25 protein-coding genes are annotated in these 26507 nt (G+C 44.0%); 9 read left to right on the top strand and 16 right to left on the bottom strand.

Going from position 1 to position 26507, the window contains the following annotated elements:
• Positions 1–11: 11 nt before the first annotated feature.
• From nqrE to ACRD6K_RS18285, 5 genes are read right to left on the bottom strand one after another with little or no spacing between them, the layout of a single operon-like run.
• Positions 12–629, bottom strand: coding sequence for an NADH:ubiquinone reductase (Na(+)-transporting) subunit E (gene nqrE / locus ACRD6K_RS18305; protein WP_299581371.1), 618 nt, complete (start codon positions 627–629; stop codon positions 12–14).
• Positions 630–650: 21 nt separating this feature from the next.
• Positions 651–1301 carry an NADH:ubiquinone reductase (Na(+)-transporting) subunit D gene (locus tag ACRD6K_RS18300; RefSeq protein WP_430974436.1) on the bottom strand — a complete coding sequence of 217 codons (651 nt, stop codon included), beginning with the start codon at positions 1299–1301 and terminating at the stop codon, positions 651–653.
• A gap of 6 nt (positions 1302–1307) precedes the next feature.
• Entirely contained in the window at positions 1308–2000 is a 693-nt protein-coding gene (gene nqrC / locus ACRD6K_RS18295) for an NADH:ubiquinone reductase (Na(+)-transporting) subunit C (protein WP_299581353.1), read from the bottom strand.
• Positions 2001–2019: 19 nt separating this feature from the next.
• Complete coding sequence (locus ACRD6K_RS18290; protein WP_430974435.1) at positions 2020–3177, bottom strand: NADH:ubiquinone reductase (Na(+)-transporting) subunit B; 1158 nt, start codon at positions 3175–3177, stop codon at positions 2020–2022.
• Positions 3178–3212: 35 nt separating this feature from the next.
• Positions 3213–4565, bottom strand: a complete 1353-nt coding sequence (locus ACRD6K_RS18285) for a Na(+)-translocating NADH-quinone reductase subunit A (RefSeq protein ID WP_430974434.1) — start codon at positions 4563–4565, stop codon at positions 3213–3215.
• A 196-nt stretch (positions 4566–4761) separates the two neighbouring features.
• On the opposite strand from ACRD6K_RS18285, the gene ACRD6K_RS18280 reads away from it, so the two are divergent.
• The gene (locus ACRD6K_RS18280) at positions 4762–6045 is read left to right on the top strand and encodes a type IX secretion system plug protein (RefSeq protein ID WP_430974433.1); all 1284 of its coding nucleotides are present in this window, start codon (positions 4762–4764) and stop codon (positions 6043–6045) included.
• Here the strand turns inward: ACRD6K_RS18280 and ACRD6K_RS18275 are convergent.
• Complete coding sequence (locus ACRD6K_RS18275) at positions 6042–8132, bottom strand: PAS domain-containing sensor histidine kinase (RefSeq protein WP_430974432.1); 2091 nt, start codon at positions 8130–8132, stop codon at positions 6042–6044. The genes ACRD6K_RS18280 and ACRD6K_RS18275 overlap by 4 nt on opposite strands.
• A 179-nt stretch (positions 8133–8311) precedes the next feature.
• Here ACRD6K_RS18275 and pruA point away from each other — a divergent pair, with 179 nt between their 5' ends.
• From pruA to ACRD6K_RS18260, 3 genes are all read left to right on the top strand, one after another.
• On the top strand, positions 8312–9949 hold the full coding sequence (gene pruA / locus ACRD6K_RS18270) for an L-glutamate gamma-semialdehyde dehydrogenase (protein ID WP_430974431.1): 1638 nt from the start codon (positions 8312–8314) through the stop codon (positions 9947–9949).
• A 98-nt stretch (positions 9950–10047) separates the two neighbouring features.
• Positions 10048–10350 (top strand): FtsB family cell division protein, encoded by a 303-nt coding sequence (locus ACRD6K_RS18265; RefSeq protein ID WP_299581335.1) that lies wholly within the window; start codon positions 10048–10050, stop codon positions 10348–10350.
• 152 nt (positions 10351–10502) lie between these two features.
• Positions 10503–11096, top strand: coding sequence for a YqgE/AlgH family protein (locus tag ACRD6K_RS18260; RefSeq protein WP_299581332.1), 594 nt, complete (start codon positions 10503–10505; stop codon positions 11094–11096).
• Here the strand turns inward: ACRD6K_RS18260 and ACRD6K_RS18255 are convergent.
• The 4 genes from ACRD6K_RS18255 to ACRD6K_RS18240 all read right to left on the bottom strand — a co-directional run bounded on the left by ACRD6K_RS18255 (position 11088) and on the right by ACRD6K_RS18240 (position 14396).
• Entirely contained in the window at positions 11088–11912 is an 825-nt protein-coding gene (locus ACRD6K_RS18255; RefSeq protein ID WP_430974430.1) for a hypothetical protein, read from the bottom strand. The genes ACRD6K_RS18260 and ACRD6K_RS18255 overlap by 9 nt on opposite strands.
• Before the next feature lie 79 nt (positions 11913–11991).
• The gene (locus ACRD6K_RS18250; protein ID WP_430974429.1) at positions 11992–12600 is read right to left on the bottom strand and encodes a rhomboid family intramembrane serine protease; all 609 of its coding nucleotides are present in this window, start codon (positions 12598–12600) and stop codon (positions 11992–11994) included.
• Between the two features lie 11 nt (positions 12601–12611).
• Entirely contained in the window at positions 12612–13610 is a 999-nt protein-coding gene (gene holA / locus ACRD6K_RS18245; RefSeq protein WP_299581302.1) for a DNA polymerase III subunit delta, read from the bottom strand.
• 15 nt (positions 13611–13625) lie between these two features.
• A complete protein-coding gene (locus ACRD6K_RS18240; RefSeq protein ID WP_299581266.1) occupies positions 13626–14396 on the bottom strand; it encodes an AMP nucleosidase in 771 nt (256 codons plus the stop codon).
• Between the two features lie 100 nt (positions 14397–14496).
• Here ACRD6K_RS18240 and ACRD6K_RS18235 point away from each other — a divergent pair, with 100 nt between their 5' ends.
• The gene (locus tag ACRD6K_RS18235) at positions 14497–14949 is read left to right on the top strand and encodes a type I restriction enzyme HsdR N-terminal domain-containing protein (protein ID WP_430974428.1); all 453 of its coding nucleotides are present in this window, start codon (positions 14497–14499) and stop codon (positions 14947–14949) included.
• A gap of 8 nt (positions 14950–14957) precedes the next feature.
• Here the strand turns inward: ACRD6K_RS18235 and ACRD6K_RS18230 are convergent, their stop codons facing one another.
• The 5 genes from ACRD6K_RS18230 to ACRD6K_RS18210 form a co-directional block, all read right to left on the bottom strand.
• Complete coding sequence (locus tag ACRD6K_RS18230) at positions 14958–15488, bottom strand: GNAT family N-acetyltransferase (RefSeq protein WP_299581260.1); 531 nt, start codon at positions 15486–15488, stop codon at positions 14958–14960.
• The gene (locus ACRD6K_RS18225; RefSeq protein ID WP_430974427.1) at positions 15485–17434 is read right to left on the bottom strand and encodes a glycosyltransferase family 2 protein; all 1950 of its coding nucleotides are present in this window, start codon (positions 17432–17434) and stop codon (positions 15485–15487) included. Before ACRD6K_RS18225 ends, ACRD6K_RS18230 begins: the two co-directional genes overlap by 4 nt.
• 63 nt (positions 17435–17497) lie before the next feature.
• Positions 17498–18124, bottom strand: a complete 627-nt coding sequence (gene recR / locus ACRD6K_RS18220; RefSeq protein ID WP_299581254.1) for a recombination mediator RecR — start codon at positions 18122–18124, stop codon at positions 17498–17500.
• 65 nt (positions 18125–18189) lie between these two features.
• Positions 18190–20526, bottom strand: coding sequence for a PAS domain-containing hybrid sensor histidine kinase/response regulator (locus ACRD6K_RS18215; protein ID WP_430974426.1), 2337 nt, complete (start codon positions 20524–20526; stop codon positions 18190–18192).
• A gap of 576 nt (positions 20527–21102) precedes the next feature.
• Positions 21103–21303, bottom strand: coding sequence for a hypothetical protein (locus ACRD6K_RS18210; protein WP_430974425.1), 201 nt, complete (start codon positions 21301–21303; stop codon positions 21103–21105).
• A gap of 189 nt (positions 21304–21492) precedes the next feature.
• On the opposite strand from ACRD6K_RS18210, the gene ACRD6K_RS18205 reads away from it, so the two are divergent.
• Positions 21493–22203, top strand: coding sequence for a tRNA1(Val) (adenine(37)-N6)-methyltransferase (locus ACRD6K_RS18205; protein WP_430974424.1), 711 nt, complete (start codon positions 21493–21495; stop codon positions 22201–22203).
• 6 nt (positions 22204–22209) lie between these two features.
• On the opposite strand, the gene ACRD6K_RS18200 is transcribed toward ACRD6K_RS18205, so the two are convergent.
• Positions 22210–22713 carry a flavodoxin domain-containing protein gene (locus ACRD6K_RS18200; protein WP_299581243.1) on the bottom strand — a complete coding sequence of 168 codons (504 nt, stop codon included), beginning with the start codon at positions 22711–22713 and terminating at the stop codon, positions 22210–22212.
• A 155-nt stretch (positions 22714–22868) separates the two neighbouring features.
• Here ACRD6K_RS18200 and ACRD6K_RS18195 point away from each other — a divergent pair, with 155 nt between their 5' ends.
• The 3 genes from ACRD6K_RS18195 (at position 22869) to mtaB (ending at position 26283) form a co-directional block, all read left to right on the top strand.
• Positions 22869–23549 carry a ferredoxin--NADP reductase gene (locus ACRD6K_RS18195; protein ID WP_299581241.1) on the top strand — a complete coding sequence of 227 codons (681 nt, stop codon included), beginning with the start codon at positions 22869–22871 and terminating at the stop codon, positions 23547–23549.
• 80 nt (positions 23550–23629) lie between these two features.
• Positions 23630–24982, top strand: coding sequence for a tRNA (N6-isopentenyl adenosine(37)-C2)-methylthiotransferase MiaB (miaB, locus tag ACRD6K_RS18190; RefSeq protein ID WP_430974422.1), 1353 nt, complete (start codon positions 23630–23632; stop codon positions 24980–24982).
• Positions 24979–26283, top strand: a complete 1305-nt coding sequence (gene mtaB / locus ACRD6K_RS18185; protein ID WP_299581220.1) for a tRNA (N(6)-L-threonylcarbamoyladenosine(37)-C(2))-methylthiotransferase MtaB — start codon at positions 24979–24981, stop codon at positions 26281–26283. Before miaB ends, mtaB begins: the two co-directional genes overlap by 4 nt.
• Positions 26284–26507 lie beyond the last annotated feature (224 nt).

Here is a 26507-nt window from a genome sequence, read left to right as displayed (position 1 = left end):
TTTTTATCTGATTATAGTTTTATTCCCATGAATCCCATGAATGCCAATCCCATTAATCCGGTTACAATGAATGTAATTCCAAGACCTTTCAAGGGAGCCGGAACATGAGAGTATTCAATTTTTTCACGAATGGCTGCAATACCAACAATAGCCAGGAACCAGCCCACGCCAGAGCCTAAACCATAAACAGAGGCTTCGCCAATATTGAGGAAAGCTTTTTGCTGCATGAACAGAGAGCCTCCTAAAATTGCACAGTTCACAGCAATCAGGGGTAAGAAAATACCCAGCTGCGTGTACAGTACGGGAGCAAACTTTTCAACCACCATTTCCACCAGCTGAACCATGGATGCAATTACGGCAATAAACATGATAAAGCTAAGGAAGCTAAGGTCGACAGCAGCGAAAGTCGGGCTCAACCAAGTCAGCGCACCTTCTTTCAGCACATAGTTTTCCAATAAATAATCAACAGGAACGGTAATTCCCAAAACAAAGATGACAGCCAGCCCAAGTCCGGTAGCTGTTTTTACTGATTTGGATACCGCCAGGTAAGAACACATGCCCAGGAAATAGGCAAATACCATGTTCTCAATAAAGATGGATTTGATAAATAAATTAATCAGGTTTTCCATAATTTCTTCTCTTTTTGCGGATTAATCTTCAATCAGTTTACGGTTACGACTACGCTGAACCCAGATAATAATACCTACGGTAATCAACGCCATTGGAGGCAGAATCATCATCCCGTTGTTGGCATAAAAACCACCGTTTTCGATGTACCAACTGGCCGGAATAACTTTGTAGCCCCAGATGCTTCCGGAACCAAATAATTCGCGTACAAAACCAACAATAATCAGAATGGCACCATAACCGGCGGCATTTCCAAGTCCGTCCAGGAACGAAGGCCAGGGCTTATTCCCCAAGGCAAAAGCTTCCAAACGTCCCATGATGATACAGTTGGTAATGATCAATCCTACAAACACAGACAACTGCTTACTGACATCGTAAACAAATGCTTTCAAAACCTGGTCAACCAGGATAACCAATGCGGCAATCACCACCAGCTGGACGATAATCCGGATCCGGTTAGGAATGGTATTTCTCAGTAAGGAGATAATTACGTTGGCAAAAGCCAATACCGCCACTACTGATAAAGACATTACCACCGATGGTTTCAATTGAGCTGTTACAGCCAGGGCCGAACAGATCCCCAGCACCTGAACGGTAATTGGGTTACTGCTGTTTAGCGGATCGCTGAGCAGTTGCAGGTTTTTCTTTGAAAATAAAGGTTCTTTATCACTCATTTTCTCTTATTTTTTCTGGTTGAAAAAAGCATTATAGGAGCTCAAATCATCCAATAACATCTTCTCTAATCCTTTGGATGTGATGGTACCTCCTGAAATTGCATCTACTTTGTGCTGCTCCGGAGCTGACTCGTTGGACTTTGCAACGATAATGGAAACCAGTTTTCCGCCCTCGTAAATTTGTTTGTGTTTGAATTGTGTTTCAAACGGGTCGGTCGAAATCTCAGCACCCAGTCCCGGCGTTTCTCCCTGGTGGTCGAACGATGCTCCGTAAATAGTTGACATGTCATCTTCCAACGACAAGTAACCCCAGATAGGTCCCCAAAGTCCGGCGCCACGCAGCGGAACAATGTATTTCACGCCTCCGTCAATCTGGCATTCAAAAACCGGCAGTTGCTGCTCGGCAACGGGTTTTGCACGCTCTTTTTTCAAATCAACGGTAAATGCATCACCCTCTACTTGCTCGCCCTTGGAGTTGACAATGTAGCTGTTAACAATTTTCTCAGCATAAATCTCTTCTGCATTCGTAGCGTCGGCCTGAATGTTAACAGAAGCCAGAATATTTTGCTTTTTCTCTACTTCAATATTCCTGTCCTGAAATGGTTTTAAGTTGATGGCCGCAATTGAAAGAATTGCAGCAACCACGATCACCATTCCTGAGGCATATATAAATGTATAAACATTACTGTTTCTATCCATTTCTTTTTACTTTAAAGGATTAAGCGCTCTGTTGAACACGTTTTAAACGACGTTTGATATTGCCCTGAATGATGTAGTGGTCAATCAGCGGTGCAAAAGTATTCATCAGCAGAATGGCAAGCATCATTCCTTCCGGGTATGCGGGGTTAACCACACGGATCAGAATGGCCAGCACTCCAATTAAGAATCCGTAAATCCATTTTCCTTTTTCAGTTTGTGCCGCCGAAACGGGGTCTGTAGCCATAAACACGGCACCAAAGGCAAAACCTCCGATAATCAGGTGTTCCCAGAAAGGCATGGCCATGTAGGCGTTTACAGCAAAAATATTGAGTAAAACCCCCATAAATACGCCACCCAACACGGTGGAAAGCATAATTTTCCAGTTTCCAATTCCGGTTAGTATCAGGATGGCAGCTCCAATCAGAATGGCCAATGTTGATGTTTCACCAATTGATCCTGGAATTAGTCCGATAAAGGCATTCCAGGCATTCAGATCCGTGTTTCCCAAGGCTGCTTCGGCCATCGGTGTCGCTCCGGTAAATCCGTCAGCCATTTTTTCGATGCCACTGGCTGAAATCCAAACCGAATCACCCGACATTTGGGCCGGATAGGCAAAAAACAGGAATGCCCGTGCAACCAGTGCCGGATTCCAGATGTTCATTCCAGTTCCTCCAAAAACCTCTTTCCCAATAATTACGGCAAAGGCAGTGGCTACTCCAATCATCCACAATGGGGTGTTGATTGGCATTACCAGCGGAATTAACATCCCGGAAACCAGGAAGCCTTCGTTCACTTCGTGTCCGCGGATTTGGGCAAAAATAAACTCGATTCCCAGTCCAACTACATAGGAAACGATGATAACAGGCAATACTTTTAACAGTCCGAAAAGGAAGATGTCAAAAAAGCCAGTTGTTTCCAGTTGACCCAAGGCACCGAAATGCTGGTAACCAACATTGAACATTCCCATCAACAAAGCTGGGACAAGAGCCAGAACCACGATCCCCATGGTTCTTTTCAAATCAATGTAATCATGAATATGAGTTCCTGATTTGGATGTATTTTTCTGAACGAAGGCCAATGTGAAGAAAGAGTCATGCGTTGAATGCAACCAATGGAATTTGGCGCCTTTCTGCACATGTGGTTTCGTCTTTTCAAAAAAGTTTCTTAACGCTTTCATTGAATTATCTGTTTTGTTTCAAGCAACCAGAATGGTTATCCTAATTCTTTAATCATCGAATTAATTCCTTCGCGCAAAATGTCCTGTACTTTAATTTTGGAGGTACATGCATATTCACACAAGGCCAGGTCTTCTTCTACCACCTCGTAGATTCCGAGTTGTTCCATCTTGTCAATGTCATTAACCAGAATGGCTTTTAACAGGTGTACCGGCAGAATATCCATCGGAAGGAACTTCTCATATTGTCCGGAAACAACAAAAGCGCGCTCTCCTCCGTGAAGATTGGCATTCAGTACATATTCCTTTTTCGGAAGAAGTTTTGAAAAGAAGGTTTTGCTGGCCGAGAATTTATCAACACCCGGTGCGGCCCAACCCATAAACTCGTAGTCATCGCCTTCGGGGATAACCGTAAGTTGCTGGTCGAAATAACCCAGGTAACCATCTTGCTCTACTTTAGTTCCGGTAAGTACGTTCCCGCTGATGATGCGTTCTTTTACATCGCCTTGGGTTTGTTCTTTAACCAAGTCTCCAATCCGCGCTCCGTGGATTGTTTTGAGGTATTTAGGGGCTTTGACTTCAGAACCTGTTAAGGCAATGGTTTTGCTGAAATCAACTTTGCCGGTTTCGAATAATCGCCCAATAAAAACAAGTGCCTGTGGGGTAAGTGTCCACACAAGATCTGTTTTTCCGATCGGACAAACTTTGCTGATTTGAACACCAACATTACCTGCCGGGTGCGGACCACTGAATGTGTTTGTCTCCACATTTTTCAATGACGCAAAAACACCCGAGGCTTGCTCCGGAGCGAGTCCTAGGTAAACTTTGCCTTCTGTTAGCTTGCTGATCGCATCAATTCCTGTTTGGAGTGCCGATTTTTCTTTCGAAAACAAGAACTCATAATCAGGAGCGAGTGGTGCTGAGTCGAAAGCCGAAATAACAATGTTACCCGGAACATCTGCTGGTTTGGCCAGCACGCCGTAGGGCCGTTGCTTGATGAATGGCCACAAACCACTTTTTAGAAGTTGGTCACGAACCTCTTCACGAGATAGCTTGGATGGATCAGCCTTGGTGAATTCACAGTGCTCATTTTTTCCATCAGGTTCAACAACAATCTCTAAAACTTTACGGCGTTCTCCGCGCACCACCGCCTGAACGGTTCCACTGACAGGAGAAGTAAATAAAATCTCAGGATTGTATTTGTCGAAGAAGAGGGCATCACCAGCTTTAACCTGGGCATCAGCTTTCACACTTAATTTCGGAGTTAAGCCTGGAAAATCAGTCGGCTTTACGGCAACTGATTTTGGTGCGGGAGCATCCTCCAGAACCGCTTGGGCAGCTCCTTTCAACCGGATGTTGAATCCGCGTTTCATTTTAAAATGCTTTGACATTGTAATCCCTTGTTGTAGTTATTATTTAGGCAGGCAAAAGTACGTATTTAAAAAACTTTTCACAATCTTTGCTATATAAACTTATACGAATTGAAATATTTAAATACGTCCGTTCGTTGCTGTTTTATGCGATTGGAATGATCGTAAGTTGTTTTTCGCCTGTAATGTTCAATCTAGCCTGATAAAGATAAAACAAATGAGCCCTTTTCTTTGGTTTTTACTCCTAAAAGCATGCGTTATTTTTACATTAAATTCTTCCGCACAAAATGGAAGTGAATACCATTATCAGGATGCCGTGTTCAGTGATAAAATCAAGACGGTGCAAGCTTTTCGTGCGGGTTTCGAGTTGAGTCATCCGATCTACGAGCTTGGTACTGAAGGTAGTCTTGTCTTCAAATTTGACGATCTTCAGGGGGAGGTGCAAAGCTATTATTACACCATCGTTCACTGTGATGCCAATTGGCAGGAATCGTTCCTTTTACAGAGCGATTATTTGGAAGGGTTTTATGAAAATCCGGTGGAAGACTATGCTTTTAGTTTTAATACAACGATGACATATATCAATTACCTGATTCAGGTTCCTAATGAGGAGGTTCGGATTACCAAGTCGGGAAATTACGCCTTGGTGATTTATGAAGATCAGGATCGGGAAAAGCTGGTTTTAACCCATCGCTTTCAGGTGATACAACCCAGGGTCCGGGTAAGTGGTGTGGTGAAACGAGCGACTTTTGACCCGTTTAAAGGCGACAATCAGGAAGTTGACTTTACCATTTATCATGAAAATCTGAACCTGATTGATCCTCGGGAGGAAATTAAGGTTGTGGTCATGCAAAACCGGCGTTGGGATTCCGCCGTCCGCGACTTAAAACCTTTGTTTATTCGGGAAAAAGAATTGGTTTATGATTACGATCGGGAAAATGTTTTTCCGGGTGGAAACGAATTTCGCTATTTCGATATTCGCTCCCGAAGGTACAATGGCGAAAACGTGGCAGCAATTGATTTCTTCCGACCGTATTATCACGTAACCCTGATGACCGATGAAGTACGATCGAATCAAAAGTATTTTGGCTACAAGGAGATGAATGGCAACTTTGTGGTTGAAAGCCAGGACCGGGTGGATGATTATGATACCGAGTGTGATTATTATTTTGTGCATTTCACCTTGCCACTGGAGTCGCAGCTGGTTGGTGGAACCGTTAATGTGATGGGGGCTTTAACTGGCTGGACAGCTAATAAAAGCAATGAAATGAGTTGGAATTACGAACAATCGGCCTACGAATTAAGCTTGTTGCTAAAGCAAGGCTATTACAATTACCAATATGTGTATGTACCCCAGGGAGCACAAAAGGCCGATGCTTCGGTGATTGAAGGTTCGCATTACGAAACGGAAAACGAATACCAGATTTTTGTTTATTACAGGGGCATGTCCGGGCGGTACGATGAACTGGTTGGTTATCAGGTTTTGAATGTCGATTTTTAGCGAACCACTTGCAAGGTGCCATCTCCGTTTTTGAAGGGAATGCTGAAATAGAAAACTGAGCCCTGGTTGATGTTTGATTTTACTTCAATTTTACCTCCTAGCAAAACCGTGTAGTGTTGAGCAATGGCCAGGCCTAGTCCGGAACCTTCGTACTTGCGGGTTGTCTTATTATCAATTTGGTGGAAACGCTCAAAAATGCGTTGAACTTGCTCCTCATCGATTCCAATGCCGGTGTCTTTTACAAAAAACTGAAGCTGGTCTTTCCCGATTAGTTTGTAGCCAAATTCAATTTCCCCCTCGTTGGTGAACTTGACCGCATTGTCCAGTAGCTTCTGAATGATTTCGTTAAGAAGGTACCGGTCGGTAGTTACCCCGAACCTCGGGTTGGCATTTTGGTTGCTCAGTTTTAGGCGAATGGGTTTCGAGGCCAGATCAAAGCTGTATTCGCGGTAGAGCTCAACCATCAGATCGTTGATTTTGCAAAAGCTTTCCTTGACGGTTACCTGGTGGCTTTCTATTTTCGACAAACTGATCATGTCGTTTATCATTTCCATCAACAGTTTGCCATTGCTGGTAATGATGTCGATGAAGCGATTTTTTTCTTCCTGATCAAAGTCCGGAGATCCAATCATTTTTGAAAAACCGATGATGGCATTCATCGGGGTGCGAATTTCGTGGGAGATGTTGGCCAGGAAAGCTGATTTTAGCTGATCGGCTTCTTCTGCTTTTAGCTTGGCTTCTTCGAGCCTGATTTCGGCAATTTTACGTTTGGTAATATCGCGGGCAATGGAGATAACTGAATTGTCGTCCAGTCGGGCAATGCGCATTTCAAACATGGCAGTTCCTTTTTCAACCTCCAGCGCATATTCGATGGTTTCAATGCTGTCGCGGTTGATGGCATCCTGAATGCATTGAAAGATTTTGCGCGACATTTTTTCTGAAAAACCTACTTCAAAAATGGAATTGCCTACAATATCATCGGGATTGATTTGAATGAGCTCCGACTCCTTGATGACAAAGTCGACATATAGCCCGTCTTTGTCTATGATGAAAAAGATGTCGGGAATGGCTTCCAGTAACACTTTGTAGCGTTTTCGGCTTTCCTGTAGCGAACCAATTAGCTGACGCTGGTTTGTGATGTCGTAAAAAATGGTGGCAATTTGGTTGGCGGCTGGTTGCAGCGAGTAAATTTCAAACCATTTGTCAAGGTGTTCAATGTAAATTTCGGTGCGCTGCCTGCTTTTGGTGTGCAGGTAGTAGTTGTTCCAATCGAAGGAGTCGCGAAAGACTTTGGGAAAAACCACCTCTGCGTCAACCCGGTGAAGCTCGCGCGAGCTGACGTTGAACATCTTTTGAAAAGCCGGGTTTGTCTTCAATATTTTTAATCCGGTGGGATTCTTCATTTCGTCTTCCCGCAACTGCATGAGCAACACGCCTTGTTGAAATGATTTGACCGTTTTATTAATCTGTTGATCGGTCTCCAAAACCTTCGTGCGCAATTCTTTCAGGTTTAGTTCGTAGCTGATGGCAACCAGGAAGGTGGCGGTGAAAACCAAGAGAATAATGATCAGCGGATTTAAAATTAACTCCTGGGTAGACCAGTACACCCCGGTGGCATCTAACAGCCTGTCGGCCTGATATAAATGAAAAATCACGGTGACTAAGCTGACGCCCAGGTAGGTGAGCAGTTTTTGCTCGCTTTTGTGACTAAAAAGAAGCAGAAAAAGAAAGCCTGGGATTAATGCCCATACCGTGTAAGGGATGGTGTTTTTTATGGGGAGAATGGCATACTGTACCGAGATGAAAAAAAAGTAAATGACAACAGGAAACAGAAAAATAGTGTTCACGGCACATCGCGGACGGGCATTGCGTAAACAATAAAGTCCAATGATATTGAGGATGATCAGCGCGGCATCTCCCGGAATACATTCGTTAATCTGGTAGCCGGTTAAGGAAAAAGTCAAATCAATTAATCCGTAAATTAGCCCAAGTGTTAGCAGAATGTGAAGGCCAATTACTTTGCGCTTATCTTCTCCTGAATCAAGGAGGTAGGGTTTTGTGATGAAGTGATAAATTGCTTTAAGCATGAAAAATAGCTACCGTTTTTAAATCGGACTAAATATAGTAATTTTTAAGTGTTAACAAGGTTTACAGCGGATATACTTGGCTCTTTTTTTAAAACTGATTTTTATTAGTAAAAAGCTCTTTCTGATTCTATAGATTTGTTTGAGAAGCAAATACAAACGGAAATTAAAGCGAAAAAGTTATGCCAAAAGGTTTTTTTAATGTGCCGGTAGCCAAAAACGAACCGGTTAAAAGTTACGCTCCGGGTTCTCCGGAAAGGGCTTCGCTAAAAGCAAAAATTGCGGAGCTGCGAAATGTAGAAGTCGAACTTCCAATGGTAATTGGAGGGAAAGAAGTTACCACTGACCGCCGGATTCGGATTGCACCGCCACATGACATAAAACATACCTTGGGATATTATTATCAGGGCGATGAGTCGCATGTGCAAATGGCTATTGATACTGCCTTGGACGCCAAAGCTAATTGGGCTTCGTTGGGATGGCAGCACCGGGCTTCCATTTTTCTGAAAGCGGCTGATTTGATTGCTGGTCCTTACCGTGACAAATTGAATGCAGCGACCATGTTGGGACAGTCAAAAAATGCCTTTCAGGCTGAAATTGATGCCGCTTGTGAGTTGTCTGATTTTTTACGTTTTGGTGTAAAATGCATGACTGATATTTATAAGATGCAACCCGAGTCTGCGCCGGGAATCTGGAACTACAATGAATTTCGCCCCTTGGAAGGCTTTGTCTTCGCCTTGACCCCGTTTAACTTTACGGCTATCGCAGGTAATTTGCCTGCGGCTCCGGCCATGATGGGAAACGTTGCCGTATGGAAACCTTCCAAAACTGCCGTGTATTCGGCTGCAGTGATCATGGAAGTTTTTAAAGAGGCAGGTCTGCCGGACGGAGTTATCAACCTGGTGTATGTATCCGGGCCGGTTGCTGCCAAGGTCGTGTTTGAGCATCCTGAATTTGCCGGGATTCACTTCACAGGCTCTACGGGTGTTTTTCAAAGTATTTGGAAGACCATTGGCGAAAACATTTATAAATACAAGTCCTATCCGCGCATTGTAGGAGAAACAGGAGGTAAGGATTTCATTTTCGCAGACAATACCGCGGATCGTCAGGCCTTGGCTATTGCCATGGTTCGGGGAGCTTTTGAATATCAGGGGCAGAAATGCTCGGCGGCTTCACGCTGTTATATTCCAAAGAGTATTTGGGCTGATGTTAAAAAGCGCGTTGGAAAGGCGTTGGCTACCATTAAAATGGGACCACCCGAGGATTTTACCAACTTCGTTAATGCCGTTATTGACGAAGCTTCATTTGATAAGCTGGCCGGTTTTATTGACCGTGCAAAGGAAGATGCGGATGCGGAAGTCATCTTTGGTGGAAACTACGATAAGTCGAAGGGCTACTTTATTGAGCCGACCATTATTCAGGCCAAAACTCCGGATTATACGACCATGGTTGAAGAGTTATTTGGGCCGGTGTTAACGGTTTATGTTTACGAAGATGCCAAGATGGATGAAACCTTAACCATCTTGGATAACACCTCTATTTATGCATTGACCGGAGCGGTGATTTCGCAGGATCGATACAATATTGAGAAGATCACCAGGCGGTTGGAGAATGCAGCCGGTAATTTCTACATCAATGATAAACCAACGGGAGCCGTTGTTGGGCAGCAACCCTTCGGCGGGGCCAGGGGGTCGGGTACGGACGATAAAGCCGGGTCGGTTTTCAATTTCCTACGCTGGACATCTATTCGTACCATTAAGGAAAATTTTGTGCCGCCACATGATTACATGTATCCGAACTTTTTGCCAGACGAAAAATAAAGGCAAGGATTTTAACCGTACAAAGGAGATGATTTTTTTTCATCTCCTTTTTTTTAGGGTGAATATGCCTTACTTTTGTTAGTAGAAAAAAGCGATGAATGAAAAACATGTTGTCAGTTATCTGGTCTAAGTTACCAACACAGTATTGGATTGCCCTGGTAGTGTTTGTTTTATGGGTTGGTTTTTTTACCGAGAATAGCTTGTTGCAACACTTGCAGAATAAGCGCAAGCTGGTTCAGCTTATTGAACAAGAGGCTTATTTGAAGCGGAAGATCATCTCGGATCGGCGAAAAATTAAAGAGCTGCAGACCAATTTGACTAACCTTGAAAAGTTTGCCCGCGAAGAGTTTTTAATGAAAAAGGAAAATGAAGATGTTTTCCTGATTGTAGAAGAAGATTAAGCCCTTCCCATTTAAGTATGCACAGCATGTGTTGCTTAGTTGGCAGGCTGTTGAGCATAACTCACTAAAATTACCCTAATTTAGAATCAATCCCCTGAACGTGTTTGATAAGTGCTTGTTTTTTTTTAAATTGATTAAGAAATAAGGCAATTATGAATCTGGATACCAATATATTCCGAATTGAAACCAATCATGTGGCTCCTGAAAAAGGACGCATTCTGATTGCAGAACCCTTTTTGCCTGGCAGTTATTTTAATCGCGCCATCGTTTTATTGGTGGCACATAGTGACAAAGGAGCTATTGGTTTTATCCTGAATAAAAAGATCGACTTTCCCATTAGCGAAATCTTTGGAGACCTGCCTGATTTCGATGCGGAAGTCTATATTGGTGGCCCGGTTAGTACGGATACCGTGTATTTTGTTCACTGTTTGGGTGAGCTTATTCCGGGCAGTATCCATGTGAAAGATAACATGTATTGGGGCGGAGACTTTGAAGAGCTTAAGCGGTTAATTCGCGATGGCTTGGTTCTGCCCGAACAGATCCGTTTCTTTTTAGGATATTCGGGTTGGGATAGTGGCCAGTTGGAGGAAGAGCTTGCCGAGAATTCCTGGTTGGTGACTGAAGTTGAAGAAGAACTGGTCATGGCCGACCGGAAAACCAACGATATGTGGGTGCGGGCGGTGCGCGAAATAGGTGGAAAGTATATGCTGTGGGAGCATTTTCCTGAAAATCCTTCCTTAAACTAGTTGTAGTTTGTTAAACTCCTGATGAATTTGTTTGGTCGTTTTATTGAAGTAGCGTTTGTGCCGGAACGCTTTCACCCATTCAATGCCATGAAAAGCGCTGACCAGAAAAAGCTCCTCGGCCTGGAAGAGAATTTCTTTTTTCAGGCGTTCAACAGCCAGCATTTCTAATCCCATTTTTTCGCAAATAATTGGCAGAAGGTGCTGGCTGGGGTCAATGTAAGCTCCGGACTTAGGGGCTGGGGTTAATAAGGTATTTCCAATTAAAGCATAAATATTTTTTCCGGGAGCTTCCAGAATGCAGTCTTCCGCATTCAATAGGAGCAGCTCATCAGTTGCAGGAGGTGTTTGAGCTGACTTTACAATTTCCCAGAATGGCGCCGAGCCGAAGTCCAGGGCCGAGAGCGTTGAACAGGATTTTCTGATTTTGTCGAAGATGTCAATGGTTAATCCATTCGAGTTCAGGCTTTCATCAGGTTTGTTGGTCGTCTCTGTTTTAATAAGGAGGGAAATGTGTTGGTTCTTGCGAAAAAAATAAACCTGAATGTGGGCGCCTCGAAATAGTTTGTTCTTGATCAAGGTGCGTTCGATTTGTCTTTTGAGCTCTTTGCCATCCTCCTTTAACATATCGGGAAGAGGTTCGTTTAGCAGTTTGAATTTCAGATGAATCAACTCCAACTGTTTGTTCCAAAAGGGCAGGTGACTGCGAATAGCGCGAAAATGTTCTTTAAAAAGCAAATTCTCAAGCAGGCTGAGCGTGAGCTGCTGGTCTGAAGCCAGGGAAAACTGGTTGTCAATTAATACAAATTGGCTGGACATGGCTTGAGTTTTAAAAAGGTAAACATTTGCTCCGGGCTATTTCCGGCGAGTCTTTAGCTCTGTTGTTTCTGCCCCGGAATCAGATCACCATAAAGAGCTTATCCATGAAGCGTTGAAAAAGGCTGCTGTTGAGCAGGATCGGGAAAATGAATCCAAAGACCGCCCCTAGGAAATGCGCATCGTGTGCTACGTTGTCATTTTGTTTTCGGCCCATATAATAGGAATAAGCCAGGTATAGCAGTGCAAACACAATGCCTGGGATGGGTAAAACGCCAAAGAAATAAATCTTGTTCCAGGGTTCGAAAAAGATTGCGGCAAACAACACCGCCGATACCGCTCCGGAAGCGCCAACTGCATTGTAATAGAAATTATTCCGGTATTTGTAAATGGCGTAAAGGTTAGAAACAATCATTCCGCCAAAATAGAGGATCAGGTAATAGGCAGTGGCCATTCGTCCAAATCCATATTCAAAATAAGCTTCAATCACGCGTCCAAAAGAAAACAACACAATCATGTTTACGATCAGGTGTTCCCAGTTGGCATGCACAAAGCCATGCGAAACCAGCCGGTAATACTCACGCTTATGAACGACCTTGCTGGCATTGAATTGAAGTTTATCCATCAGGTCCTCTCGGCTGAAAGCAAGAATGGATACGAATGCGGTAATGGCGATAATAATTAGGGTCATAGTAACTATTGCTAGTGTAAAATTTTATAAATCATTTCTTTCTGGAGGTCGCCTGCCGAAGAAGACACATTGCCCATGCCTTTGGACTTCATGTCATATTCGCGCAAAATTCCCATGATGGCAACCAATTTTTTCGGGTTGTAAACCTTGGCTGCATCGATGTATGAACGCACAAAATATGGAGCAACCTGAAGTGCCGATGCCACGGAATTAGGTGACTTATCGGGCAGGAAATGATAAGTCAGTATTTTCATGAAATAATAATACAGACTGGAAATAGTGCGTGTAATCGGGTTGCTCGACGGATTGGCGGCAAAGTAGTTGATGATTTGGTTGCTCTTTAAAACATTCCGCTGCGACAAGGCATTCTGAAGCTCAAAAATATTGTAATCCTTGCTGATGCCGATATTTTTTTCGATGTGCTCGGGAGTGATCTTTGTTCCTTCAGGCAGGGTGATGATCAATTTGTTAAGCTCATTGGACACCTTGCTCAGGTCGGTTCCCAGGTATTCGGCCATCATGGCCGAAGCCTGGGGGGTGATGCTGTATTTGTGGGCAGCCAAATACCCGTTGATCCATGCGGGTAATTTGTTGTCATAGATCTTTTTGGATTCAAATAGCACACAGTTTTTAGCCAGCAGTTTGGCAAAGCTCTTCCGCTTGTCAATACTTTTATACTTGTAGTTGATCACCAGGATCGTTGATTTCAGCGGCGCTTTGACATAAGCCTCCAGATCTTCAATCTTCTTGATGTTTTGGGCTTCCTTGACGACGATTACCTGGTGGTTGGCCATCATCGGAAACCGACGCGCATGGGTGATGATGGTTTCAATATCGGTGTCTTTCCCATACAGCACATGCTGGTTGAAGCTTTTTTCAGCATCGGTTAGCACATTTTTACTGATGTAATCGGTAATCTGATCAATAAAATAACTCTCTTCACCCATCAAAAAATAAATGGGGTGGTAGATTTTCTTTTTCAGATTGGCTAAAATATCTTCGTAATCCATAATTATAAGCAACGTTTAGAAGCGCAAGTGTTTCACCGATCGCCCATTATTTTTTATTTCCAGAAGGGCATCAATGCCTATTTTGACATGTTTTTCGACAAAATTAGTGGTTACTCTTTTATCGCTGGCGTCTGTTTTTATTCCGGTTGAAATCATTGGTTGATCAGACACTAAAAGTAGTGCCCCTGTTGGAATCTGGTTGGCAAATCCAACGGTGAAAATAGTGGCTGTTTCCATATCAATAGCCATTGCCCGTGTTTTGTACAAGTACTTTTTAAAACGGGCATCGTATTCCCAAACACGTTTGTTGGTGGTGTAAATCACACCAGTCCAATAGTCCATGCGGTTTTCACGAACGGCAGTTGACACAGCGCGCTGCAGGCTAAAGGCCGGAAGGGCCGGAATTTCTGGTGGTAAGTAATCATTCGAAGTTCCATCGCTTCGGATGGCTGCAATGGGAAGGATTAAATCGCCCAGTTTATTTTTGCGTTTTAAGCCCCCGCATTTGCCTAGAAACAATACGCCTTCAGGTTTGATGGCACTCAGCAAATCCATGATTGTTGCAGCATTGGGGCTGCCCATGCCAAAGTTGATAATCGTGATGTCGCCATTCGAAGCGTTAGGCATGTTTTGATTGATGCCCAGTATGGGAACATCAAATTGTTTGGCAAACATCTCAACATAAAGTTGAAAGTTGGTAAGTAAAATATAATCTGCGAAGTCTTCTAAACTGCGGCCGGTGTAGCGCGGAAGCCAATTGTCAACAATTTCTTTTTTCGTTTTCATTAGTTGAAGAATTTTTTCGCACTTTTGGACGAAAATCAGTCGGGCTGAATTTCATTCTGGTGCGACATTATACAAAAATACAACTTTGTAGCGGCTAACTATGTTTACCGAACTAAATTTACCAACATATTCGTTTCGTATTGAACAGCAGCATGGCAAAAGATTCATTTTTGATGAAATTCGTAAGAAAACCGTGGTGCTAACGCCCGAGGAATGGGTGCGTCAGAACTTTATCAAATATTTGATTGACTGTAAAAAGTTTCCAGCTTCGTTGATGGCGATTGAAACGGGTTTGAAAATCAATCAAAATCAATTCCGGGCCGACTTGTTGGTATACAACCGCTCTGGCAGTCCTTTGGTTTTAGTGGAGTTCAAGGCTCCGTCGGTAAAAGTTACCCAGCAAGCTTTCGATCAGATTGCCCGTTATAACATGACTTTTCAAGTGCCTTACCTGATTGTTTCCAATGGGCTAAATCATTATTGCTGCATGGTTAATCCTGAAAAGCAGACTTATGCCTTTTTAAAGGAGATTCCGCTTTTTTCCCAGCTTTAATTGTTGGCTTACTTCAGAATGAGCTGGTAAAGCTCTTCATCCAGCCAGCCGGTAGCTGTTTTGATCCAGTCTTTTTTGTTGCCGGCAAGCTGAAAACCTACTTTCTTGAAAAGATGAATGCTGGCTTCATTGTCCACAGTTATGTTAGCATACAACTGGTGCAGCCCCAAAATATCGGTAGCATACAAAGCCATTAAGCGCAGGGCATCAGTAGCCAGGCCCTTGCCTTGCTCATCTTTGTTGTAAATTAAAATACCGATTCCGGCACGCTGATGGTAGGGTTCAAAATCAAACAAGTCAATGGCTCCAACGGCCTTCCCATCAATGTTCTCAATGATGAGCCGTAGTTGCTTGGCTTCAAAAATATCGCGGTGCGACTCGGCAATGTATTGTTTTAAGATGTAGCGCGAAAAAGGCACCAGCGTATTGCTTACCTGCCATATTTCCGGATCATTTTCCCATTGGTAGATGAGTTCCAGATCCTCCGGTTCTACTGGCCGAAACCGGACTTGTCCATGTGCTAATTTGTTTAAAGTCATCGTCCTAAGTTTTTCCAAGCGTGTACAATAATTTCAACATCCTGCAAGATGCTGTAATTTTTGGCATAAACCATATTTATCTCTTGTTTTTTTTCTTCGGAAAGGTCCTCGTCAAGCATGTCTACGGGCGAAAGAATGCCAGGTTTTATTTTGGGTAATTTCTGCTGTATGTCCGAATAGCAGGAATAACCAACCCAGCTTTTGGATGAGCCGATAACCTGCCAGATATTGTTGAAAAAGCCTTTTTTCTGTTTTATGGTCCAGCATAGAATGGGGTAACTGCACAAAAAGAAGAGGCTGAGCAGAAAGTCAAGCAGGCGTTTGTTTTGTTGGTTGTGCTCTTTGGTAATGGCATTCAGGTGAACGACATATAAGTCACCAGCTGTGTCGATGGAGCTACTTCCAATGATGGAGTGGCTTTGTGGAGGAGCTATTTTAAAGTCCACTTTTGTTGCACTCAACTCAAGCATGAGGTTGATGATTTGTTGTGAGGGCAGGTCAATGGCGCTGAATATAAGCTCTTCAATGTTGTGAATGCGGATGGCTTCACGAATTTGATCCAGATTCCCCAATGCCATGGCTGTGGCGGGCTGTCTGTTGGGCTGAATCCTTCCGGCAACCTTGATTTTGCTGAGTGATTGTTTTAGCAGCTGGCTGATGCGCTGGGCCTCTTCTTCGCTGGCTACAAGCATGACTCGCTTTTTGTGTTTGCGGTCAAATAAATCCTTGAATGACTGACTTTGTCGGAGCAGGTAGCGATAACTGAGCAAGCTGAGAAAAGCCCAGACGGTTCCAAGCAGAATAAGCGCGCGCGAAAAGCGTAGACTTTCATCTGCCAGAGAATGAAAAATTAAAATGCCGATACTTCCCCATAGAATGCCTTTAGCCAGTTTCTTCATTTGAATGGGCTTTGCATAAGCCTTGCTAAGTCCGATGGCCGAAAGCCAGATCAAAATATAGATGGGAACCACTATTCTGAGGAAAGCGGGTGGATAATAATCGGGTGTGTATTTGTGTTGTTCCCAGTAGGGGAGCAGCCACAGAAAACCACTGAAAAGAATCAAGGCATCGATTGCTGGAAAGGCTATGGCCTTCGCAAACCTGCTGGTAAGTGCCAGCAATGCCCGGAAATAGATGGCCAGATTGATGAGGAATGAGAACATGCCCGCACGCCCTTTGGAAAAATGCTTGCCAGCAAAGATGCTCATGGCCTGGTAAAAGATCTTCACATAGTTTATGCTGCCTTTTTTGGTGCTTTCGCCTTTGTAATGAATAATGGTTGTGCCGGCAAAATAGTAGTTTTTAAAACCTGCTTGGGTGATCCGGTAGGAAAGGTCAATATCTTCGCCATACATGAAATAGTCTTCGTCCAGCAAGCCGGTTTTTTCCAGGACAGCGTGGCGAAGCAGCATAAAAGCGCCGGCTAAAACATCAACTTCATGGGTTTGATTTTTGTCAAGGTGCCCCATGTGGTAGCGGGCAAAACGAGGCGAATGGCTGAATAGTCGGGCAAGGCCAAAAATTTTGTAAAAGGCCACTTCCGGAGTAGGCAATCCTCGCTTGGATTCGGGCAGGAAGCGTCCTTTGCCATCAATCATGGGGACACCTAATCCCCCTGCTTCCGGGTGATTGTCCATGAAATCCAGGCATTTGACAAAGCAGTCTTCCTCGACCAAGGTGTCGGGGTTAAGCAATAAAATATAGTCGCCTTTCGCCTGCCTGATGGCTTGATTGTTCGCTTTTGAAAAACCCTTGTTGCCGTGATTTTCAATTAAATGAACAGTCGGGAATTTCTCACGAACCATGTGTGCTGAACCATCAACCGAGTTGTTGTCAACCACAAAAATCTCCGTCTCGATTGAGGTGCAGGCCTTCTGAACAGCATGCAAGCATTGCTCTAAAAAGTACCTGACATTGTAGTTGACAATAACAATGGAGAGTTTCATGGAGGTAACCGATTAACTGGCTTTTTACTTGTGTTTAGGCGTTATTACAGGTGAATGGATGTTTTATTGGGATAAGGTGCTTTCAAAATCAAGCCTGTTTTTGATGGATCTTCCCAAGGTTATTTCATCGGCGTACTGCAATTCATCGCCAATGGACACACCGCGGGCCAGGGTTGAAATTTTTACATTCAGGTCTTTCAGTTTTTTATAAATAAAGAAATTGGTAGTGTCGCCTTCCATTGTTGGACTCAGGGCCAGCACGACTTCTTTTACATCGCCGCTTTGAACCCGTTCTATGAGGGAGTTAATTTCCAGGTCAGAGGGACCAATGCCATCCATGGGTGAAATGATGCCTCCCAAAACATGGTAAAGCCCTGAGAATTGCTGGGTGTTTTCGATGGCCATCACATCTTTTATATTTTCAACCACGCAAACCTCCTCTGGTCTTCTGTTGGGGTTGCTGCAGATGTTACACGTATCTACATCCGATATGTTGTGACAAACCTTGCAGTGTTTGATTTCATTGCGCAATTGAATGAGGCTGTTGCCAAACAGGTCAACTTCTGATTTTTCCTGTTTTAAAAGGTGAAGTACCAGCCTAAGTGCAGTTTTGCGACCGATGCCGGGCAGTTTGGCGAATTCGTTAACTGCATTCTCCAGCAAGCGGGAAGGGAACTTTTCGGTGATCATGCTTAATTTATTAAGTAAGCCTCAAATTTAATAAGAGCAAATCAAATCACGCAAAAAGCGTAGGGTTATTTCAGATAGGAGGCCAACGTATCCAGTAATTCTTTCATCTTTATGGGTTTGCTCAATACTTCATTGCAGCCGGCGTCCAGGCATTTTTGTTGCTCGTCGCTCATGGCGTAGGCTGTTTGTGCAATGATTGGAATCTCCGTATCGGACTGGCGTATGGTTCGCGTGGCTTCGTAGCCATCGATTTCCGGCATTTGAATGTCCATCAGGATTAGGTCAATTTTGTTTTTCGAAAACAGGTTGAGGGCATCAATGCCGTCTTTAGCCCACAACACAGTGGCCTTGGTTTCCCTGAGTATCTCGTACAGGTATTCGTAGTTGTAGTCGACATCTTCGGCAATTAAAACCGTACAATTTTCGAAGTTGTAATCGCTGGTGGTCTTCTTGGGTTTTGCTTTGGTTGGGGCTGTAATCTTGTCGTAGGGAATCGTGAAATAGAAGATTGATCCTTTGTTGACCGTGGATTTGACATTCATGTTTCCGCCCAGTAATTTCACCAACCCATTGGAAATGGCTAAGCCCAGTCCGGCTCCTCCTTCGCGTTCTTTCAGGCTGTGGGCATGTTGCAAGGTGCGGTTGAAAATTGTTTTAAGCTGATCTTGCGGAATGCCATGTCCGGTATCTTCCACATAGAACTGTAGTTTGTTCTTGCTCAGAAGTTGGTAGCCTATTTCAATGTGTCCATTATCAGTAAATTTCAGGGCGTTGTCGAACAGGTTAAACAGAATTTGCTTCAAGCGCCGGGTGTCGGTAAAGATGTAGTCGTGATGCTTGAGCTTGGGTTTGCGAAAAAGAATTTCAATGTGCTCTTTTTGCTTCCGGCCCCTCATTTGTAAAAACTGCTGCGAAAGTTCGCTGAATGTATTTTTGAGCGAACAGGCATCTTTCTTGACCTTCAGTTCATTGGCTTCAATTTTTGAAATATCAATGATGTCGTCAATCAGCAAGAGTAAGTAGCGACTACTTTCTTCAATAATGTCTGCGTAGCGCACTTGCTGGTCAGGGGTTAAGTCGCCGGTTTTTAACAATTCAGAAAAACCAATAATGCCGTTGATTGGAGTTCGGATTTCATGGCTCATGTTGGCCATAAAATTGGTTCGGGACTGGTTTTCGATTCGTGTACGCTTTTGTGAGCGCTTCAGGTCTTCTTCCAGGCGTTTGAACGAAGTGATTTCTTCGGATATTTTGAGGTAGTTGGTAATGGTGCCTTGCTCGTCTTTCAGGCTTGAGATAGAGGCGAGTTCCCAGTAGGTTTTACCGTTCTTGTTTCTGTTTTTAAATTCGCCAACCCATTCCTTACCAGTCGATATGGTTTTCCAAAGTTTTTCATAGAAGGTGGTAGGATGATAACCCGACTTTTGAATGTTGGTTTTTTTACCAACCAGTTCATCTTTACGGTATCCGGTAATTTTTGAATAGGCCGGATTGAAAAACTCAATGTACCCATCCAGGTCCGTAATTACGATGGGCACAGGGCTTTGCATGATGGCCTGGTGCAGCATGCGCAAGTCTTTCTGGTGCTTCTTCTCAATGGTAATATCCCGATTGGTTCCCAGCACACGAAGTGGCTTTCCATTCGAATCGCGGAGCATGGCGGCCCGGGTTTTAAACCAGCGGTAGATGCCGTCTTTGTGTTTTAACCGGTATTCGGATTCATAGATTAGTGCACTGCTTTTCAGAAAGTTTTCAAAGGTGCGTTTTACCCGGTTATAATCATCGGGGTGAAGGAGATCTGTCCAGGTAGAAAATTTATTTTCCAACTCATCCGGGTAATAGCCGAGCTGGGATTTCCATTTTCGTGACAGGTGCATGGTTTCATCTCCCACAGCCCAGTCCCACAGCCCATAATCAGAGGCTTCTGCAGCCAGGTTGTCGCGTAGCTTACGGTGATGATGTCTTTGTTCAATGTTCTTTTGGCTGTTGATGTCACGAAATACCCCGGTAATCCCGGTAATCTCCCCATGTTCATCCTTTTCAGGAGTAAAGCCTATGCTGATCCAGAATGGGCGGTTTTGCAGCGTGAGGGAGAATTCTTTGTAGAACGCTTTTTTGCTTTTCAGTACCAATTCAACAACATGATCAATTTCAGCAGAGAGCTCCCCCAGGTAGTTGGCTTCTCCAATGGTTCTTCCAATGATTTTGGTTGGTTTAATCTGAAGGAGGGCGGGTAGATTATCGGAATAAAAACGGTGGAGCCGATCTTTGTCCAAGCGGATAATTGCTTCGGGCGTGTCTCCCCGGTCAAAACCAGCGGGCAGGTCTTGTCCTTGAGCTGCTTGTTTTTCGGGTTGGCCTGTTGGGGAGGATGGCGTTTGTTTTTTGTCCGTATATTTCATGAGTTTGAGTTTAAGCTGGTTTAAATTAGCATGTTACTAGCGATAGCTGGTGTGGCTAGTAATTGTTGCCGAATAAATTGAGAGCGTACCGATATCATGATGAACGTAATTAATGTTTATAGTTTTCAACCTGTTAACAAAAGGAATTGTTCACCTCATTTTAACGAAAGTAAGCCCATACAGTTTGCCCATAGAGCAAAAAAAGTGAAAAGAGCCTGGTTGAAACGGACGGTTTGTCCGCATTGGCGGGCATTAGACCTAGAGGGTGGTAGTTGATTTGAAAAATGTTAAGCTTTATAAAACTAATTTTTTTAAAAGATGGACATTTCCAGTATGGGGTCTTTCGTTCGGCTGATTGTTTTACCTCATTTTGTCTGTATTGAACGGAAAGTATAGCTTGAAAGTAAATGGAGTTTTTGCATCTGAATGACTTCTTTATAATGACTCTCTGCTAGTGTCATCATAAAACAAATGATTTTGCGAAGGGGATGATGCAGCTGGCTTCTAATCAGAACCGCTGCCTAAATGTTTTGTCAAGTGAAAATAGTCCCAAGGATCACAGAACGATTGCAGTGCCTATACCTCAGCTTCTATTTCCTGCTTGGCGGTGTGGAATACGGAGTCGCTTTGCATCGGTTGAATCAGTCTTTCGTTGTGGTTTTCTTGGGTATCCATCGAGCTGATTTCACTGTCACTAACAATTGCTTTTCGGTTCAAAGCCGAGTAAATAACCAGACAGGTCAACAATCCTAAAATGTAGTAATCTCTCTTCTTCATGCCTATTTACTTGTGTTTTGCGTAATGCCGCTTTCTTCAAGCGCGTGCAAAAGTAGAAAATACCTTGACCGGGCATGTTGTAAAAAATTAAATCGGATGGAAAGCCGGATTTATTAACACTTGGGTAATATATGTCGGAGACTATTAATTCTTCTATTTTTGTGGTGAACGATTGAAGCGGATTTAGCTATGGGGCGCAATAATTTTTTTCAGTTTAAGGAGTTTCGGGTAGAACAAGCCCGAACGGCCATGAAAGTGGGGATTGATGGCGTATTGCTCGGAGCCTGGGCCGATCTTCAGGCTGCTTGTCGGGTGCTGGATGTCGGCACCGGAACGGGCTTGTTGGCGCTAATGGCTGCTCAGCGTTCAGCAGCTTTGATTGATGCTGTTGAGCTGGACTTGGATGCAGCCGAAGAAGCACGGTCTAATTTTCAGAATTCAAATTGGGCTTCTCGTTTTCGGGTTGTGGCTGGCGCTTTTCAGGATTTTCAGCCGGGAGTATGTTATGACCATATCATTTCAAACCCTCCTTTTTTTGAAAATGGGCAGCCGTCATCAAATCCCTTGCGGGCACAGGCACGTCACGCAGGGAAGCTGAACTTGAGGGAGTTGTTGGAAAGGGCTTCAGTATTACTTGCCAATAAGGGGAAAATCAGCCTGATTATTCCGGCCGAACAAGAGCTTCGCTTGCTGGAGCTGGCAAAAGCACTCAGTCTGCATGTTGCAAGACTGGTTCGTGTGGCGCCGGATGAGTCGAAAAAGGCACACCGCTTGCTGGCAGAACTGGCTAAAGAGGCTTGCCCTTTGCAGGAAGCCGTTCTTTTTATTCGGGACAAGGGAACTGGACTTTTTTCCGAGTCGTACCGTGAATTAACGCGCGACTTCTACCTGAATTTATAACTTGGTTTAAATCAGCATCAGGAAAGGCGAAAAGGTTTTGTCCATTTTGTTGGCAAAATTCTGAATTGCTTCATGGTTGATTTTGCGGACTGTCTGATCCACTTTGGCAATCTTCCGCACTACAAGTTTTTCAAGGAAGTGCATTTTTTCAAAATTGAACTCGCCCCCAAGGATGGCCTCCGTTTTGGCATACTGGTGTAGTTTTTCGGGAAACGCATTTTCCAGTTGCTGAAATGCCTGTTCGCCTTCGTGCATACAGCAAATAAACAGGCCCAGTTGTTTGTCTTCCAGTTGTTCCTGGTTTTGCTCACAATACTCGCGAATTTTCCGCTGAATCTGCCCGGCATGGATGGAGCCGCCAATAATCACCCGCTCATAGCTTTGCAAGTCGGGTTGCTTTTTTGCTTTGAGGTTATGGATAGTAGCATCGCCATGGAGTGCTTGCGCCAGTTCTTCTACAACATGTTTGGTGCATCCATGAGTTGACATGTAAATGATTAGTGTTTTCATGGTTGGTTGATTTTTCCCTAAAATATGACAATTGGTCAAAACAAACTATGATTTTATCGGTTAAGTTAAAATTATAATCGGCGGGGAAAGATAATCGCAGACTAAAAGGTCTTTTTGTGCAAAATGATTATCTTTGCAGCCCAAAATAAGATGCTATGTCAATAGAAGTTATGCAAGCTATTAAAGTAGATGAAAGTTTTTACAAGGTGAAAGAAGTCAGAAGACTAACGGATGAAACTTTCTCCCTGCGTCTGCCTAAAAGCCGCTTTCGGTTTCATGCAGGCCAGCATATTTCGCTCGGGATTCAAGGGGATTACCAGAGTCGCGAGTACTCCATTTACAGTGGAGAAAATGATGAACATTTAGAGGTTTTGGTGAAAGAAGTGAAAGAAGGTTATTTTTCACCCAAGCTGAGTCACCTTAAGCCCGGAGATTGGGTTGAGGTAAATGGTCCGTTCGGAAAATTCCGGATTGACGAGAAGAAAATCAAAGATCATAAATTTGTGTTTATTGCCAGCGGAACCGGAATTGCTCCTTTCCGCAGCATGGTGCGCACGTACCCCGAACTGGATTACCAGCTTATACATGGTGTGCGTTACGGACATGAAGCCTACGATAAGGAAGAGTATGCGCCGGAGCGTCACGTTTTATGTACCACCGGCGATAAAACCGGTCAGGTAAATGGTCGGTTGACCAAATACCTGAAAAAAGCCACCTTCGACAAGAACACCCAGTTCTACTTGTGTGGAAACAGTAACATGATTTTTGATGCGCTGGAGTTGTTGAAGAACAAAGGGTTTGATCGCGATCAGATTCACTGCGAAGTTTATTTTTAGTCAGAAAAAAGCGAAACCGAAAAGCCAGAAGTGTCAAGTAGCGCACGGCTTTTACAGATTCGGAACTTGAAATTGAATTGATGAAATACCACTTAATTACATTGGGCTGCCAAATGAACCTGTCGGACAGTGAGCGTGTAAGCGCTGTGTTGGAACAGATGGGGTACGAGCGGACGGAGAAGGAGGAAGAGGCAACTTTGCTTGGAATGCTGGCTTGTTCAGTGCGGCAAAAGCCAATTGATAAGGTGTACAATAAAATAGCCCAGTGGAACCGGGCGAAAAACAAACGCAACCTGATAACCTTCATTTCGGGGTGTATTTTGCCGGCTGATAAGGAAAAGTTTCTGAAACTTTTCGATCTCATTTTTCCAATGAGTGAGCTGGGCCAGTTGCCCGATATGATTCGGAACTATGGGGTGGTGAATGCCGCCTCTTTACAGGTGCCCAAGCCGGTGATGCCTAAAAACGAGCATATCGTGGATTTATGGCACATTAAGCCCAAGTACGAATCGACTTACGAAGCTTTCGTGCCAATTCAGAATGGTTGCGATAAATTTTGCACCTTCTGTGCGGTACCTTACACGCGTGGTCGCGAAGTGTCCCGTCCTTCCGAAGATATTTTGCACGAAGTTCAACATTTGGTGAGCCAAGGGTATAAATCCATCACCTTGCTGGGGCAAAATGTGAACTCTTATGGGCTGGACAAAAATGGCGAAGAAATCACATTTGCGGAGTTGCTCAAGCAGATTGGCGAATATGGAAACACCTCGGGCGAAGAGTTCTGGGTTTATTTTACGTCACCTCATCCGCAGGATATGGGACGCGATGTAATTGAAGTGATTGCTCAATATTCTTGTTTAGCCAAGCAAATTCACCTGCCCATGCAAAGTGGCGATGAGAAAGTGCTGATTAAAATGAATCGGCGTCACTCGATGGATAAGTACCGTAGGATTGTAACCGATATTCGGGAGCTTATTCCGCAGGCTACCTTGTTTACTGATATTATTGTGGGTTTTACGGGTGAAGGGGAAGCCGAATTTCAAAATACCGTTTCGGCCATGAATGAATTTCAGTTCAACATGGCTTATATTGCGATGTACTCGCCACGCCCGGGGGCAGCCAGCTATCGTTGGGAAGATGAGGTGTCGCAGGACGTGAAAAAAGATCGCTTTCATCGTTTGTCCGAAGTCATGAAAATTCATACCCGTCACTACAATGAGCAGCTGGTTGGAAAAACGATCCGCTTGCTGGTGAATGGAACTGACCGGAAAACTGGCTTCAGCACAGGGCTGACTGAAGGAAAGTTAAATGTACGACTCGATCGGAAAGTGCCCGAACTGAAGGGGCAAATTGTGGACGTTCGTATTACGTCTGCAGCAGATTTTTCGCTGAGTGGGGAGTTGGTGTTACAGGAAGAAAAGCTGGAGTCATGAGTACAATTAAAAAAAAGGTGGCCTTTAAAACATTGGGCTGTCGCTTAAATCAATACGAAACCGATGCCTTGGTTTCCGATTTTGATCAGGCAGGTTACGAAGTTGTTGATTTTAAAGATGCGGCCGATGTGGTGGTGGTCAACACCTGCACGGTTACCAATCAAAGTGATCAAAAGTCACGAAATATTATTAGCCAGGCTGCTCGTAACAATCAAGGCTCTTTGGTGGTGGTTACGGGGTGTATGGCCAATAACTACAAAGAGAAGCTGGAAGGGCAGGATAAAATCACCTATGTGGTCGACAACGAGCGCAAAGCCAGCATCCGGCAGTTAGTGGATGCGCATTTTCAGGGCGAAATTTTGCACCCTTCCAATCTTGAAGGTGATGTCTTTCAATTCAGCACGGTTGATAAAAGTTTGCATACCCGCAGTTCCATCAAAATTCAGGACGGATGCGATAATTTTTGTACTTTTTGCATCATTCCCAAAGTGCGTGGACGCGCGGTGAGCCGTCCGTTGCCGGAGATTGTTGAGAATGTAAAAAATACCCTGGCCAATGGGTTTAAGGAGCTGGTGATAACCGGCGTAAATATTGGTAGGTATGAGTGGGAAGACAAGCGCTTTGAAGATGTGCTGGAAGCGATTCTGGATGTACCCGGCGATTTTCGGGTTCGTATTTCATCCTTGGAACCCGATGGTTTTGGCAACCGATTTTATGATTTGTTTAAACATCCGAAGTTGGCTCCGCATCTGCATTTGTGTTTGCAAAGTGGCTCGGATAAAGTGCTGCTTCGTATGCGCCGGATGTATGCTTACAGCCGTTTTGCTGAAATTGTCGACCGTTTCCGCTCACAATGGCCCGACTTTAATTTCACCACCGATCTGATTGTTGGATTTCCGGGGGAAACGGAAGTGGATTTTCAGGAAAGTATCGAAGCCATCCGGCGATTTCAATTTAGCCATGTGCACGCGTTTAAGTATTCAGTTCGGAAAGGAACACGGGCCGAGCGGATGGAAGATCAGGTGTCGGAACCCGTCAAAACGGCTCGCTCTGCTGAACTTCGTGAAGCTTCGGAACAGATGCGTGAAGCTTACTTAAAGCGGTTTATTGGTCGTGTGCAAACTGTTTTGGTTGAGAAAATTGACTCAAAGGGCTTTGCTTCCGGCTATGGCGAACATTATGTCCCTGTTCGGTTTAAAGCCAAAAACTGTCAGAAAAATACCTTTCAAAAAGTACGGATAGAACGCTTGGAAGGTGAAGGCGATAATCTTGAGCTTTTGGGCCAGTTGGTTGAGGATTAGGAGAAAATACTTCGTTTTATTAATCTTTTTCAGAGAATTGGAATTCCCTTATTCTTATTGATTCAAAGTGGCATGTTTCATCTAATTCCGGGGTCAGGTGCAGCAAAATCAATGGTGCATTTGATCCTCTGCTTGAAATGAAATAATAGCCGATAAGAAAAATCAGGCCTGTTCTGTGAACTTATAGCCGCGTTTTTTGTCATAGTAAGAGATTTTCCATTTGT

The sequence above is a fragment of the Sunxiuqinia rutila genome (genome assembly GCF_050589705.1).
Lineage (GTDB): Bacteria > Bacteroidota > Bacteroidia > Bacteroidales > Prolixibacteraceae > Sunxiuqinia > Sunxiuqinia rutila.
The sequence above is the reverse complement of the archived record's forward strand: the minus strand, read 5'-3'. Positions and strand labels throughout refer to the sequence as shown.